Source organism: Paenisporosarcina quisquiliarum (assembly GCF_043641925.1).
Taxonomy (GTDB): Bacteria; Bacillota; Bacilli; order Bacillales_A; family Planococcaceae; genus Paenisporosarcina; species Paenisporosarcina quisquiliarum_A.
This window is the reverse complement of sequence record NZ_JBHZRU010000002.1, coordinates 222,643-238,162: the sequence shown is the minus strand read 5'-3', so window position 1 is coordinate 238,162 and position 15,520 is coordinate 222,643. Positions and strand designations below refer to the sequence as shown.

The 15,520-nt window shown below is 37.0% G+C and carries 13 protein-coding genes; 1 reads left to right on the top strand and 12 read right to left on the bottom strand.

Annotation, left to right across the window (positions count from 1 at the left end; genetic code table 11):
* Window positions 1-12: 12 nt before the first annotated feature.
* The 7 genes from ACHUE4_RS02930 to ACHUE4_RS02900 all read right to left on the bottom strand — a co-directional run bounded on the left by ACHUE4_RS02930 (window position 13) and on the right by ACHUE4_RS02900 (window position 8,810).
* Window positions 13-996, bottom strand: a complete 984-nt coding sequence (locus ACHUE4_RS02930) for an alpha-ketoacid dehydrogenase subunit beta (protein WP_394187824.1) — start codon at window positions 994-996, stop codon at window positions 13-15.
* Complete coding sequence (locus ACHUE4_RS02925) at window positions 996-2,006, bottom strand: thiamine pyrophosphate-dependent dehydrogenase E1 component subunit alpha (RefSeq protein WP_394187822.1); 1,011 nt, start codon at window positions 2,004-2,006, stop codon at window positions 996-998. The genes ACHUE4_RS02930 and ACHUE4_RS02925 overlap by 1 nt, the downstream gene beginning before the upstream one ends.
* Before the next feature lie 31 nt (window positions 2,007-2,037).
* Window positions 2,038-3,468 carry a dihydrolipoyl dehydrogenase gene (gene lpdA / locus ACHUE4_RS02920; protein ID WP_394187820.1) on the bottom strand — a complete coding sequence of 477 codons (1,431 nt, stop codon included), beginning with the start codon at window positions 3,466-3,468 and terminating at the stop codon, window positions 2,038-2,040.
* Between the two features lie 15 nt (window positions 3,469-3,483).
* On the bottom strand, window positions 3,484-4,572 hold the full coding sequence (gene buk / locus ACHUE4_RS02915; RefSeq protein WP_394187818.1) for a butyrate kinase: 1,089 nt from the start codon (window positions 4,570-4,572) through the stop codon (window positions 3,484-3,486).
* A gap of 24 nt (window positions 4,573-4,596) precedes the next feature.
* Window positions 4,597-5,691 carry a branched-chain amino acid dehydrogenase gene (bcd, locus tag ACHUE4_RS02910; RefSeq protein WP_394187817.1) on the bottom strand — a complete coding sequence of 365 codons (1,095 nt, stop codon included), beginning with the start codon at window positions 5,689-5,691 and terminating at the stop codon, window positions 4,597-4,599.
* A 25-nt stretch (window positions 5,692-5,716) separates the two neighbouring features.
* Window positions 5,717-6,622, bottom strand: a complete 906-nt coding sequence (gene yqiS / locus ACHUE4_RS02905) for a phosphate butyryltransferase (RefSeq protein WP_394187815.1) — start codon at window positions 6,620-6,622, stop codon at window positions 5,717-5,719.
* A 136-nt stretch (window positions 6,623-6,758) separates the two neighbouring features.
* Window positions 6,759-8,810: a sigma 54-interacting transcriptional regulator gene (locus tag ACHUE4_RS02900; protein ID WP_394187813.1), complete on the bottom strand. Its 2,052-nt coding sequence runs from the start codon at window positions 8,808-8,810 to the stop codon at window positions 6,759-6,761.
* A gap of 122 nt (window positions 8,811-8,932) precedes the next feature.
* Here ACHUE4_RS02900 and ACHUE4_RS02895 point away from each other — a divergent pair, with 122 nt between their 5' ends.
* Complete coding sequence (locus ACHUE4_RS02895) at window positions 8,933-9,178, top strand: DUF2627 domain-containing protein (RefSeq protein ID WP_394187811.1); 246 nt, start codon at window positions 8,933-8,935, stop codon at window positions 9,176-9,178.
* Window positions 9,179-9,183: 5 nt separating this feature from the next.
* On the opposite strand, the gene ACHUE4_RS02890 is transcribed toward ACHUE4_RS02895, so the two are convergent.
* From ACHUE4_RS02890 to recN, 5 genes are all read right to left on the bottom strand, one after another.
* On the bottom strand, window positions 9,184-9,915 hold the full coding sequence (locus ACHUE4_RS02890; protein ID WP_394187809.1) for a glycerophosphodiester phosphodiesterase: 732 nt from the start codon (window positions 9,913-9,915) through the stop codon (window positions 9,184-9,186).
* Window positions 9,908-11,479: a DUF342 domain-containing protein gene (locus tag ACHUE4_RS02885; RefSeq protein ID WP_394187807.1), complete on the bottom strand. Its 1,572-nt coding sequence runs from the start codon at window positions 11,477-11,479 to the stop codon at window positions 9,908-9,910. Before ACHUE4_RS02885 ends, ACHUE4_RS02890 begins: the two co-directional genes overlap by 8 nt.
* Window positions 11,480-11,676: 197 nt before the next feature.
* On the bottom strand, window positions 11,677-12,471 hold the full coding sequence (spo0A, locus tag ACHUE4_RS02880; RefSeq protein ID WP_394187805.1) for a sporulation transcription factor Spo0A: 795 nt from the start codon (window positions 12,469-12,471) through the stop codon (window positions 11,677-11,679).
* A 280-nt stretch (window positions 12,472-12,751) separates the two neighbouring features.
* Window positions 12,752-13,705 (bottom strand): SpoIVB peptidase S55 domain-containing protein, encoded by a 954-nt coding sequence (locus tag ACHUE4_RS02875; protein ID WP_394187803.1) that lies wholly within the window; start codon window positions 13,703-13,705, stop codon window positions 12,752-12,754.
* Between the two features lie 116 nt (window positions 13,706-13,821).
* A complete protein-coding gene (recN, locus tag ACHUE4_RS02870; RefSeq protein ID WP_394187801.1) occupies window positions 13,822-15,513 on the bottom strand; it encodes a DNA repair protein RecN in 1,692 nt (563 codons plus the stop codon).
* Between the last annotated feature and the right edge of the window lie 7 nt (window positions 15,514-15,520).

The following is a 15,520-nucleotide window of genomic DNA, read 5'->3' as shown; positions in this document are numbered from 1 at the left end:
CCTCCTTTCAGGTTAAAATTCTGCAAGTTCACGCATTGCTTTTTCAACTTTATCTGGGTTAATCATAAAGAACTTTTCCATTGTCGGTGCATATGGCATTGCAGGTACATCAGGTCCTGCTAAACGTTTAATCGGTGCATCTAAATCAAACAAGCAGTTTTCAGCAATGATTGCTGCTACTTCACCCATAATGCTACCTTCCATATTGTCTTCAGTAACAAGTAGTACTTTTCCTGTTTTTGAAGCAGCTTCAATAATTGCTTCTTTATCTAATGGATAAATTGTACGCAAATCAAGAATATGAGCAGAAATTCCGTCTTGCTCTAAACGTTCAGCAGCTTGCAGTGCAAAGTGGACAGCTAAACCATAAGTGATAACAGTAATGTCTTCACCTTCACGTTTAACATCTGCTTTACCAATTTCGATTGTGTAATCATCTTCAGGCACTTCGCCTTTGATTAATCGGTAAGCGCGTTTGTGCTCGAAGAACATAACTGGATCATCATCACGAATAGCAGCTTTTAGTAAGCCTTTTGCATCATAAGGAGTTGAAGGAATCACGATTTTCAAACCAGGTTGGTTTGCAAAGATCGCTTCAACAGATTGTGAATGGTAAAGTGCACCGTGAATTCCCCCACCAAAAGGTGCACGGAAAACGATTGGACAAGACCAGTCATTATTTGAACGGTAACGAATTCGAGAAGCTTCAGAAATAATTTGGTTAACGGCTGGCATGATAAAATCAGCAAATTGCATTTCTGCAATTGGACGCATACCGTACATTGCAGCACCGATTCCGACACCTGCGATTGCAGATTCTGCTAATGGAGTATCCATTACGCGATCTTCTCCAAATTGATCGTATAAACCTTGAGTAGCTTTGAATACGCCACCTTTACGACCTACGTCTTCACCAAGTACAAAGACGTTTTCATCTCGTTCCATCTCTTCTTTCATTGCGAGTGTAATTGCGTCAATATAAGACATAACTGCCATTATGCGTTCCCCCCGTCTTTTTCAGCATAGACGTATTTTAAAGCATCTTCTGGTGCAGCGTATGGCGCGTTCTCTGCATAATCCGTTGCTTCATTTACTTCTTTCATAATGCGATCATTTAAATCTTTTTCAATTTCTTCAGTAAGGATGTTCAATTCTGTTAAATAAGCAGCGAACTTACCAATTGGATCAGCCGCTTGCCCTTCAGCAAGATCTTCAGCTGTGCGGTATTGACGTTGATCATCATCAGATGAGTGAGCTGTTAATCGATGTGAAACGGCTTCGATAAGAGTTGGACCTTCCCCGTTACGGGCACGGTCAGCAGCTTCTTTAACCACTTTATAAACTTCTAAAGGATCTGTTCCATCAACGGTGAAACCAGGCATACCATATCCAATTGCACGATCTGAAACGTTTTTAGCAGCTACTTGTCTGTCGTAAGGAACTGAAATTGCATATTTATTGTTTTCAACCATCGTTATACAAGGTAATTTATGAACACCGGCAAAGTTTAATCCTTCATGGAAATCACCTTGGTTAGATGAACCTTCACCAAGTGTCACGAAAGTAACGAAATCTTTTTGTTTTATTTTACCTGCTAATGCAACACCCACTGCATGTGGAAGTTGAGTCGTTACAGGTGAAGAACCTGTTAAAATACGATTTTTCTTTTGTCCAAAGTGACCAGGCATTTGACGTCCACCCGAGTTTGGATCTTCCGCTTTAGCAAACGCAGAAAGCATCAAATCGCGAGCTGTCATACCGAAGTGTAAAACTACACCCATATCACGGTAATAAGGAGCGATATAATCTTTCGTGTTGTCTAGTGCGAAAGCAGCTCCAACTTGAGTCGCTTCTTGTCCTTGACAAGAAATAACGAAAGGAATTTTACCAGCACGGTTCAATAACCACATACGCTCATCAACACGACGAGCCATTAGCATTGTTTCAAAAATTTTAAGTACGTCATCATTTGATAACCCTAATTCTTCATGACGATTAGTTGCCATTTGTACATCCCCCTTTTTTGACTATCAGAAATTACATATGAATCGCTTTACCTTCAACTGCTAGTGCCGCTTCGCCCATAACTTCTGAAAGTGTTGGGTGAGGGTGAATAGTAGAAGCAATTTCCCAAGGTGTTGCATCAAGTACCATTGCAAGTCCTGCTTCAGAAATCATATCCGTAACATGTGGTCCTATCATATGAACACCTAGTATATCGTTCGTTTCTTTATCAGCGATGATTTTAACAAATCCATCAGACTCACCGTAAACCAATGCTTTACCAATGGCTTTAAACGAAAACTTACCTACTTTAACATCAATGCCTTTTTCTTTCGCTTGTTGTTCAGTAATTCCTACACTTGCAGCTTCTGGATTTGAATAAATACAACGAGATACTAAGTTGTAATCGATGGCATGCGTTTTTTGTCCTGAAATATGCTCAATAGCTGTAATTCCTTCATGAGAAGCCACATGAGCTAATTGCAATCCGCCAATTACATCTCCAATCGCATAAATATGAGACTCTTTTGTTTGGAAAGTATCTTTAACTTGAATAAAGCCCTTTTCAACAACGATATCCGTATTTTCAATACCAATACCCTCAACATTCGCTTGACGTCCAACAGAAACTAACATTTTCTCCGCAGTAAACGCTGTCGTCTCACCTTTTAATTCAGCAGATATCGTGACAGAATCCTTCGTTGTCTCTAAAGAGTCGGCTAAAACCTTAGCACTTGTCGCAAATTTAATGCCTTTTTTAGTTAATAACTTTTGCATTTCTTTAGAAATGTCAGCATCTTCAGTTGGGATAATGCGATCAGCGTATTCAATTACTGTAACTTCAACGCCGAAATCATTTAACATCGAAGCCCATTCAATTCCGATAACCCCTCCACCGACAATTAAAATCGATTTTGGTAATTCTGTCATCATCAATGCTTCGTCTGAACTCATTACCTGAGTTCCATCAATTGTTAAACCTGGTAGTGATCGTGGTCTTGAACCAGTTGCGATGACTACGTTTTTAGGTATTAACATTTCGTTTTCTTCTCCACTATTCATTTCTACTGAAATGGTACCACCTGGAGATGGCGAGAAAATAGATGGCCCTAACATACGGCCAGTACCTTCAAATACATCAATTTTCCCTTTTTTCATCAATCCTTGTACACCTTGATGAAGTTGGGAAACAATACTTTCTTTACGAGCTTGAACGCGTGAAAAATCTAGAGAAACTTCACCTGTATTTACTCCGAAATCTGCCGCATGGTTTTTAGTCGTTGCGTAAACTTCAGCGCTGCGAAGTAATGCTTTACTTGGAATACAGCCCTTATGAAGACATGTTCCACCTAAGTTACCTTTTTCAACAATTGCTGTTTTAAGACCTAATTGCGCAGAACGAATAGCAGCCACATAGCCACCTGTTCCTCCACCAATTATGACTACATCATAATTTTTTGCCATATGCTTATCCTCCTTTTACTTTGAATTCGGATAAACCTTCGCTTGTTCCTCACCGTTTAAAACACGAATCGCACCTTCAGTTAAAGCTTGCAATTCATTTTCACCAGGATGAACAATCACATCAGCAATCCAATTCACTCGTTTCGAAATAGCTTCGACAAAATCTTTACCATATGCTAAACCACCAGTTAAGATAATCGCATCGATTTTTCCTTCTAATACAGCACTCGCAGAACCAATTTCTCGAGCTACTTGGTAAGCCATAGCATCATATACAAGCTCTGCTTCTTGGTCACCTTTAGCAATTCTCTTTTCAACTGCTACTGCATCATTGGTTCCTAAATAACTAACTAACCCGCCTTGACCGACTAATTTCTTCATGATTTCATGGCGATAGTATTCACCAGAAAAACATAAATCAATTAAATCGCCTGCAGGAACCGTACCTGCACGTTCTGGACTAAATGGACCGTCACCATGCAAACCATTATTCACTTCTACTACTCGTCCATTTTCATGAACTCCTACAGTGATACCGCCACCCATATGAGTAACGATTAATCGCATATCTTCATATGCTTTACCACATTGTTTAGCATATCGTCGTGCAACAGCTTTTTGATTGAGTGCATGGAAAATAGATTTTCGTTCGATTAACGAAAACCCTGAAATGCGGGCTATTGGATTTAACTCATCCACAACGACTGGATCGACGATGTATGAAGGAATATTTAAACCTGTTGCAATTTCAAATGCTAAAATCCCACCTAAATTTGAAGCATGTTGTCCAGAAAAACCTTTTTTCAAATCTCTAAGCATTTCTTCATTAACCGCATAAGTACCACCTTCAATTGGACGAAGCAGGCCGCCTCTACCACAAACGGCCGATAACTTCGAAATGTTGATTCCTTCTTCATCCAATGCTTCTAAAATGGTTTCCTTACGAAATTCATATTGATCAATGATTGAAGAAAACTTGCCGATTTCTTCCGAAGAATGTCGGATCGTTTTCTCCATCAATAAAACATCGTTTTCAAAAACACCAATTTTTGTAGAAGTGGAACCTGGGTTGATAACAAGAATGCGATATGAATGTTCTTGCACAATGATTCCTCCCAAAAGACGTGATTAACGTCCGCTTAAAATATGTTTGCCATTTTGTAAGAATTGGCTACGTGATTTACCCACACGAGCAATACGCTCTTCTGCTAAACGGTCAGCTGCTAAGTAAGTAGGAATTCCTTCAGTACGTGAAATCTCCATTACTTTTGCAATGCTGTCATATACTGTTTCAACACGCTTCATCGCGCGCTCGCGGTTATAACCATATAATTCATCTGCTACGTTAATAACTCCACCTGAATTAATTACGTAATCTGGTGCATAAACAATTCCAAGTTCATGTAATTGATCACCATGTCTAGTTTCTTTTAACTGGTTATTAGCTGCACCAGCAACAACTTTAGCTTTTAATTGTGGAATCGTTTCGTCATTAATAATCGCACCTAATGCACATGGAGCAAAAATATCAACGTCTTGTGAGTAAATTTCATCAGTGTTTACTGCAGTAGCTCCAAATTCATTCACAACACGGTCAACTGAAGCTTGATTAATATCCGTAACAATTAATATTGCACCTTCTTCATGTAAATGACGGCATAAATTATATGCAACGTTACCTACACCTTGAACTGCAACACGTTTGCCTTCTAATGAATCACTACCGAATGCTTCCATTGCTGCAGCTTTCATACCACGGTATACACCATAAGCTGTTACAGGAGATGGATTACCTGAAGATCCAAATGCTGGAGAAATTCCAGTTACATAATTAGTTTCTTCATGAATTAAGTCCATATCTGCTACAGTTGTACCAACATCTTCAGCAGTTATGTAACGACCGTTTAGACCTTGAATAAAACGACCGAAAGCACGGAACATTTCTTCGTTTTTATCTTTTAATGGATCTCCGATAATAACTGTTTTACCACCACCAAGATTTAAGCCAGCAGCAGCATTTTTGTATGTCATTCCTTTTGCTAGACGAAGTGCATCTTCAATTGCTTCTTCTTCTGTTGCATAATTCCACATACGAGTACCACCAAGTGCAGGTCCCAATGTTGTATCATGAATGGCAATAATAGCTTTTAAGCCTGAAGTCTTATCTTGGCAAAACACCAATTGTTCGTAATCATATTTCTCCATATATTTGAAAATTTCCATTGTAAATTCCTCCTATAATAGATGTTTATTTTTGTGATGAGCAAATAGCTAATGCAAGTGAATTAAGTTTACTGTCTGCACTATCTGCACGTGAAGTTAAAACGATTGGAGCTTTTGCACCTTCAATAACTGCACCGACTTTTGCTTTTGCAAAATAAACAAGTGATTTGTACAAAATATTTCCAGCTTCGATTGAAGGGACTAACAAAATGTCTGCTCGTCCAGCATGTTCGCCTGAAATGCCTTTGTGTTGAGCAGCTTCAATTGAAATAGCATTATCTAAAGCTAAAGGGCCATCGATAATACAACCTTTTATTTGACCACGCATATTCATGCTTACTAATGCTGCTGCGTCTAAGGTTGGCTGCATATTTGGATTTACTGTTTCTACTGCTGCTAAAGGGGCAACGATTGGATTATTTACTCCTACGGCATGTGCTACTTTTACTGCATTTTGAATAATTTGTGCTTTTTGAGATAAATCCGGAGCAATATTCATTGCTGCATCCGTTACAAAAATCAGACGATCATAACCGTTAATTTCAAATGCAGCGACATGAGAAAGTACTTTTCCAGTTCGTAATCCAAAGTCAGGATTCAATACAGCCTTTAAAATTACTGCTGTTGGAATATGACCTTTCATTAACACATTTGCTTCATTCAAACGAACTGACTTCACAGCAGCTAAAGCAGCTTGCTGAGCGTCCTTAACATGCTGAGTATAAATCCTCGGATGATTCACTAAATGCGGGTAATGTTCGTTAATTAAAGCTTTTAGCTTAGGTTCGTCATCGTAAAGACGGAAACTAGCCATTTCGAGTTCAATTGCCAAACTTACAGCTTCTAAAACTTCAAGATCCGCAGCAGCTGCAACCGCTACGACATTTTCTGTAGACTCAGATGCTTGGCGAATTAAATCTTCTAATTTCATTTGTAATCACCTCACCACTCATAATTTAATCATAATATCGCCTTATAAGACAACGATGAAAACGCTTTATTGTACTCATTTTCGCCTTTTCTTGCATGCAAATTGTTGCAAACTATGCAATTATTTGCACAACGCGTTATTCCATATCATATTTTTCTAATTTGTAATAGAGCGTTCTAAGTGAAATCCCTAAATTTTTCGCTGTTTTCGATTTGTTGCCACCCATATTTCTTAATGTAGATGATAGGATCTCTTTCTCAATTCTTTCAATTTGATCTGCAAGTGGAAGAATCGGTTGATTTAATTGATTCATTTGAGATTCGGAAGGCTTCATCATTGAAATTGGCAAGTGGTGATCATCTAATATGGATTCAGTCGGCTTCATAAAAATCATTCCACGGCTAATGACATTTTCTAATTCTCTTACATTTCCTGGCCAATCATAAACTCGCAAGCGATTGTAGGCTACTTCAGAAATCAATTCTACATTACGCCCATACTCTTGATTTAACTTAACTAATAAACGTTCAGCGATCGCTTTAATATCTGTCTTACGATGTCTCAAAGGTGGAATTTGAATTGGCATTCGATTTAAACGATAATACAAATCCTCTCTAAATGTTCCTTCAAGCATCGCTTTTTCCATGTGTATATTGGTTGCAGCAATGACTCTTACATCAATAGGTATCGCTTTTGTTCCACCTACGCGAACAATTTCACCATCTTGTAAAACACGTAAAAGTTTGACTTGGGTACTACTTGAAAGTTCGCCAATTTCGTCTAAAAAGATACTACCGTGATTCGCCTCTTCGAATAACCCACGTTTCTCTCCACGTTTAGCACCTGTAAATGCGCCTTCTTCATAACCAAATAATTCACTTTCTAATAAATGTTCAGCAATGGCTGCACAATTAACACGTACGAATTTGTTGTATTTTCGATCACTCGCACTGTGTATAGCATGAGCAAATAGCTCTTTACCGGTACCAGATTCACCTCGAAGTAATACAGTGACAGGTGTTTTTGCGGCTAGCTTCGCTTGATCAATTGAAATCTTCATTTCTTTTGAATCGCCAATGATGTCATCAAACGTATATTTTGACTCTAACGTCCGGATAATACTCCTCGCTCGATCCAATTCCTTCATAAGTGAACGAATTTCTGTCATATCATGGATAACCCCAACACTACCTTTTAATCGATTGTTAACGATTATTGGTGCAACATTAACGATCACTTCACGTTTTGCTGGTCCGACTCGCATGTTTACTCCTCGAATCGCTTTCCTCGTTTGAAGTACTTTTAAATGCATACTTTCACCTTCACTAATATCTGCAGTTGCTGGCTTACCTATGATGTCTTCAGTCTCAAGACCAGTAATTCGAGTGTAAGCAGGATTAATGAGTAAGCCCTTCCCATCCTCATCAACGACAGAAATCGCATCATCACTTGATTGAATGATAGCTTGTAGCATAGTCTGAATTTCCTTCAAGTTGGTTATTTCTTCAGCTAAGTTCACCACTTCTGTTATGTCTTTGAAAATGGAAAATGCGCCAATTCGCTCGCCTTGTTCATTTACAACAGGAAATCTAGAAGTGACAATTTTTGATCCATTGCTTAAAACTAATTCCTTATTTAATTCGGTTCTTCCACTTTCAAAAATCCGTGGGAGTGCGCTTGTTGGAATAACTTCATAAATGTGTTTTCCTACAGCATCTTCCGCAGTTACATCTGTCATGCGAGCAGCACTTTTATTGAAAAAGTTTATAATACTATTTTTATCAACTCCGACCATACCTTCGTCAATTGAGTTGAAAATTAATTGTTGTTGATGGGCATGTTCTTTTGTTAACTGAAGCAACGTATCTTTTTCGGTTAATAATCGAACGAGCATATTAGCGACACTACCAGGGATTAGAACTACGTGGTCGTGCTTGGCTTTAAGGAGCGCTTGGTATACTTCAGTTTGTCCCGTTAAATCAAAAATCATATGTAAATCATTGTTGATATATTTGCGCCAATCATCATCAACTGTGATTTGATGTTGTTTAGCAATTTCTAACGCTGAAGCATTCTTATTAATATCAATAATAGCTTCCACTTCAAAAAATTCAGCTGATAAGAGTAACTTTAAAATAGCAGTTCCTCCAATACCCCCACCAACGAGCAACACTTTTTGCAAAGACATTCAAAACACCCCACTAACTGTATGCAATCTTTTGCAAATTCTATTTCTATCATACAAGATTCTCCTTGTCTTGACAAAGATATAGCGGCTAGTAAAATACAATGAAGAGGAGTGATTGTAAGATGGCTAGAATGCTCGCTTTCATCGTTTTACTAATCCCAGGTCTATTAGCAGCCGGGGGAATTAAATTGATAAGAGATACTTTTTTTGGAAAGTTAATTGGACCCATTCCCTTTTTATGGCTTCAAATGGTGATTGGGATTTTATTCTTAATTATCGGTTTAGGTTTTTTTGCAGGATTTTTATTACACCGTGATCGTAAAAACGGGAAAGTACAAGCGAAGTTTGCAAAAAAAAAGGAATCCTAATGTCATTATGACATTGAGATTCCTTTTTGTTTCTTTAAAACAATATCTGGGTAATCAGTTATCCACCCAGCAACAACTGGATGAGGATTGATGATAAAAGATTCTTTTCCATCAATTCCATAAAATCGTACTTTTTTAAAAGATTGCTCCGCTAAGTCTAAATTTTCTTTTTTATAGTATCGCTTATGCACATGGATAGCATCTGCGGCTGCTAGAAAAGAAAGTTGCTGCCAGTTTAATTTTTTTGTCCCTATGAAAGCAGTTTCAAGGGAATGATTTATTTTTTTAATTCGTTCCAAAACTTCATAATGAAAAGATGAGAAATGAATATCAATTCCTTCGAATGAACGAGCGAATATCAAATATGCACTATCATTTGCCGTCAAAAAAGATTCTTTTAGTTCCACGTTTAATTTCAACGAATTACGGATAGCAAATTGTAGCACTTCTTCGAACGTCATTACATGCTCACCGTTAAACTTTCGCCAAAACCTTCTTTTACCTAACTTGATTTTTTGAGCTTCTTCTAATAACAAATCAGAAACTTTTTTCGGGTTTCCAGCCAATCGCCAAAAATCAATATCATGTGTAACGATTGGTACGCCATCTTTTGTTAATTGAAGATCTATTTCAAGACCATCTGCACCCATTTCTTTCGCTTTCACAAAAGCAGTAAAGGAATTTTCAAGAGCATAAGCAGATGCACCTCGATGAGCGTAAATTGGCAGTCTAGACATTTAATACACCATTTTCTATTTTAAATACACCTGATGTCACATGATTGAGTGATTTCGTTTTTGAACCAACTTGAATATGTGTTCCTGCATGTGCTTCTTTTGTAACTCTGATCTCACATTCGTCCGGTGTTCGTAACGTAACCAAAATTTGTTGAATTTCCTTGTCTAATTGTGAAGAAAGTTTCTGTTTCTCTTCTAATAACCGCTTAGATTCTTCATAAACCCCGATTTGTTGCGGAGACATTTTCCCTAACATTAACTGAAGTTGAGTAACTTTTTTCTCGAATGAATAAATTTCTTCTTGAATCTCTCTCAATTCAACTGCTTTAATTTTCACTTCATTTTGAAGGGCTTGTCGGTTAATACCATGTACGATTAAATCGGTTTTTCTTTCTAAATGATTTCCGGAATAAGCAGTGGTTATCACATTTATAGCTTCTGTCCGACCACCAATAATTTTCCCTTTTAATTCATTCACGAAAACATTATTCGCTCGAATGGTTGATCCTAAAGCATAATAGCCTATATGGATGTCTTTGTTTGCGGAAAGAATACTCTCATTTGAATGTTTGACAAAGATTGAACCACCAGCCTCAACCAGCGACTCTCCTTTGCCAAAAATGCCGCCACGAATATAAATGTCACCATGAACAGACTGAATATGTTTCGCATGAAAAACGCCATCAGAACTTTCAATGGAAATATCACCAGATGCAATCACAGAAAATCCACTAATGACGGTTCCAGTGATGCTTATGGAACCATCAAATTTCAAATTCCCCGTTTCGACACCCACGTCACCTTTTATCGGAAGGTGCTTATGAACCATAATTCTTCCGTCTTGAATATCTAATACTCCATTCATTTGTGCACGCAATACACTTTTCCCTAATTCTTCAATTTCGTAGACAGATTTAGAATCATATTTTAAGTTAAGGTCCTTCCCTTTTATTGCAGGAATCGAATCCCCTTTAATATTCGTACCCAAGACACCTTCTTGTGCTTCAAGCTTCTCTCCTAACCAGTCATCTTTATTGATTTCGAGAATGAAATTCATATCGAAGTAATCTGCTTTACCTTCTTCATCAATAATTGGTTTTCTCTCAGGTCTTTCAAGGTACTTTATTTTAGCATCCGGCCCTTTTTGTGGAGGAGTTCCTTTTGCAATCGTATAAGGTTTACTCGTTTTCAATTCCTTCAAAATAATATCTTGAATTCCATGAACAATTCCGTTTTCTCTCAGTAGCAGATTGACTCGTTTATTAAGATTCGTTTCATACTCATCATAATATTCAATGGTTTCATGGACAATGATATGTGCAGACATCAAATCATTTGTATATTCTAATTCAATCGACGGTAAAAATAAACCGACTTCAAAATCTGCTAGTTCTTCACTAATTAAAGCTTTCTTAAGTTCTATAAAGTTCGGAATTTTAATCCGTGGGTTTCTATGTAATATTTTTTCAAATTCCTTTAATGGGTAACCAGGTTTATGAATTGTAATCATCACTTTACCTTCGACCTCATTTAATGAAATGAATTTATTTTCTTCCAGTAACAAGATGTTTCTCCACCCTTCTCACCTTTCCATTATAATCATAAACTCAAGATTTGTTGATAAAAATCTGAAGATTTTCTACAAATAGATTTTTATCATAATTCACACATTCATGGATATTAGTAAATTATTGCAAGGAAAAAGGGCCACCTCTTAGTCATTTATGACTTAAGAGAAAGCCCCATCAGTATTTTATATTTTTAGCTTGCCATATGCTCCAAACGAATTTTGTCTGCGATCATGGCGATGAATTCAGAATTTGTCGGTTTGCTCTTTAAGTGATGAACTGTATAACCGAATGTTTTTGATATAGATTCGTAATTCCCACGATTCCATGCCACTTCAATTGCATGACGAATTGCTCGTTCTACTCGAGAAGCAGTCGTATTAAACTTCGTTCCGATTTCGGGATAAAGCACTTTTGTAATAGACCCTAGTAACTCGATGTCTTCATACACCATATGAATAGCTTCTCTCAAATAAGCGTAACCTTTAATATGTGCAGGAACACCAATTTCTTTAATAACAGCTGTAATAGTTGTATCAATCATTTTTTGATTAACTTTTTGTTGTGGAAGTCCTTGTAAAATACCTGCCGAACTTTGTTTGTTTTCTTGACGATGGCCAGATACCTGAAGAATTTGGTTTACTAAACGATCAAATTCAAATGGTTTCAACATGAAATACGAAGCGCCTAAATCCACTGCTTGTTTCATAACATCTTCTTGCCCGAAAGCTGTTAACATGATTACTTGTATTGAAGCTAGTTGTTCATTATTTTGCATCGTTTCTAACACAGCTATACCATCTAAGTGAGGCATGATTATGTCTAGTAGTAAAACGTCTGGAGCCTCATTTTCAATCATATTCAAACAAATTTTACCGTTTGCAGCCGTACCAATCACTTCGATTTGAGGATGATTTCCAAGATACGACTCCAGTGTTTTTACTAATTCCTTGTTATCATCTGCAATTGCGACTTTAATTTTCTCCATCTCAATTTCCCCCTTGAATAGCTTTAGCGTACATGGTTGTTTGTTTTCGCCACATTCTCCCAATTCCACACATGTCAGTTTCGACAATTAATAGTCAATTCCTTTATTAATTATAAAAATAAGTCTTTAGTTCGAATATTCAGTCAAGTTTCGACGTTTGTCAATCTTTTCTATGGTTTTGTCGAATTATCGTTATGCTTATTGTATCAAACTACAAAAAAAAGACCACACTTATTTAAGTGTGGTTAAATCTATGCATTCCTTCACTTTTATGCGAAGGTTAAGGATGTTTTTTTATCATTTCTCTAATTGTAATTGCAGCACCTTTTGTGGGATTATCAACAACCATATGCGTAATGGCACCAGCAAATTTATTGTTTTGGATAATCGGGCTACCGCTCATTCCTTGCAGAATGCCACCCGTTTTTTTAATTAATCGTTCATCCGTAATGTGAAACTGGAAAGTTGTATCTTCTACATTAATTATTTCAATGACGTACGTTTCAACCTTTTTCCCATTTAATGTGGTTAATATTTCTGCTTTACCTTCTTTAATCTCATTTACATGAAGCGTTGGAATTGCTTGTCCATTTTGCAAGTTCTTATCCAGTAAATTACCGAATATCCCATAAACCGTGTTTGCATTCACAATTCCGGCATTCTCACGAATGGAAATTTGTTTAGCAATTTTGTACCCTGGACGACCAGGTACACTTTTATGAATACTCGCTATTTCAGAAAGAAAAATACTCCCTCCTAAGAATGGAGGAATTTTTTCTATTTGTTGATCCACGATTTGATGTCCTAATGCACCATATTCACTCGTATTAGGGTCAACATACGTTAATGTTCCAATACCTTCCGTATGGTCTCGCATAAACGGTAATAACTCACTCAATTGATGCTTAGACACGGTAATTAAATGTTGTTTATTGGCTCGATTAAATGATACTTTTACTTCGTTTGTATTTATTTTTGATGAAATCTTTTTCCAGTCTTTTGTTGTTTCAACGGTTTCGTCACCGACTTTTAAAACTTGATCTCCACTTTTAAACCATATTTCGTCTTCAATTAACACATCATGAACAAAGGTAACTCTTTCTAATTTCAGTTGCACACCAATCGATTGTCCCATCGGAATTAACTCATCCGAATTTGCTAATGAATGAATAGGCATTGACATGAAGCAGATTGCAGCTAAAGCAATAATTCGCTTACCTAGATTCCATCGCATACTTCACCTCCATTCATCAAGATGTACTTACTATGTGTCTTCACAAAGTAGTTATGAAAGGTAATTTTTTCGAAAAAAAGCACTTTGCTTTAACAGCAAGTGCTTTTCGGTATACATTATTTATTTATTTTTTTTCGCTCTTCAGCTGTGGATAAAAGCTCCGTTGCATGATCTAAAGTTCGAGCCGTAATTTCTGCCCCAGACATCATACGACTAAGTTCATGAACTCGCTCTTTACCGGATACTTCCGTTAAAGTTGTCGTGGTTCGTTCATCCAGAACTTCTTTCGCAATCAAAAGCTGTTGATCGGCCATTGCGGCAACTTGTGGTAAATGCGTAATACATAATACTTGTGAAGAATTTGAAATGCTGGAAATTTTCTCAGCAATAGCTTGTGCAACTCGACCACTAACTCCAGTATCAACTTCATCAAAAATAATCGAAGTAATACCTTGGTGTTTTGAAAAAATACTCTTTAGTGCGAGCATCATTCGTGAAAGTTCTCCACCTGAAGCAATTTTTGATAAAGGTTTTTCTGGTTCACCAACATTTGTCGACATATAAAATGAAAGTGAATCTTTTCCATCTTTATCAAATTCATTTTGTGGAGAAAACTTCACGTGAAATGTTGCTTTTTCCATATATAATTCTCGAAGCTGAGTTAGAATAGACTGACTTAATTCAACCGCAGCTGATTTTCTTAATTTAGTTAATTTATTTGCTTTAGTTTCTAATTCCGATTCAATTTTCGTTAACTCTGCTTGACGCATTTGAACGCGCTCATCACGGTTAATAAGTTCGTCGAGTTCCAAACCAATTTTTTCTCGGTACACAAGAATATCTTCAATTGATGAGCCATATTTCCGCTTCATTGATTGGATCGTCGCTAAACGGTCTTCAATTTCGTTCAATCTGCCCTCATCAAATTCCATTTCATCCAAAATTCCCTTTAAATAATATGCGGATTCTTGTAAAGAATAAAATGTAGAAGATATTGTCTCGGAAGGTTCCTTAAATTGATCGTCGTAAGAAGCCACATCCGTCAATTCGCTCATAGCTTCTCCAACCCAGTCTAACCCTCTGGATTCATTGTTAATGGCTTCGTATGCCTTTGAAATTTTCTCGAAAGTTCTGTGATAATTTTGATGTTTTTTTCTCTCATCCGTTAAAGTTTCTTCTTCTCCTTCGTTTAATTGAACCGCATCTATTTCCCGAATTTGATATTCGTACAAATCAATTTTTTGGGCAATTTGTTGCTCATTATCATTTATACTAGTAAGCTCTTTTTTTAATTTTTTATACGCATTATATGTATTCTGATATTTCTCTTTTTGAATCATTAAATCTTTTCCTGCAAATTGATCCAACAAGGTAATATGTAGACGATCATCCATTAATTCTTGACTCTCATGTTGACCATGAATATCGATTAAAGATCCACCAATTTCTCTCAATATAGCAATGGTTACTAAACGTCCATTGACACGACATACACTTTTTCCATGGTCATTAATATCTCTTCTCAAGATAATCGTATCTTCATCAGGCTCAATGCCAAATTCAATCAGTTTGTTAAAAACAGGGTGCTTCTCATCTTGAATGAAAAAAAGACCTTCTAACTCAGCTTTTTTAGCCCCGTGTCGAATAAATTCCTGAGATCCTCGCCCACCTGCTAACAAATGGACTGCATCGATAATAATGGATTTCCCTGCGCCAGTCTCACCAGTTAATACAGTTAAGCCGTCAGTAAAACTAACCGATACTTCTTCAATAATCGCAAAGTTTTTAATCGATAATTCCTTCAGCATGATATCC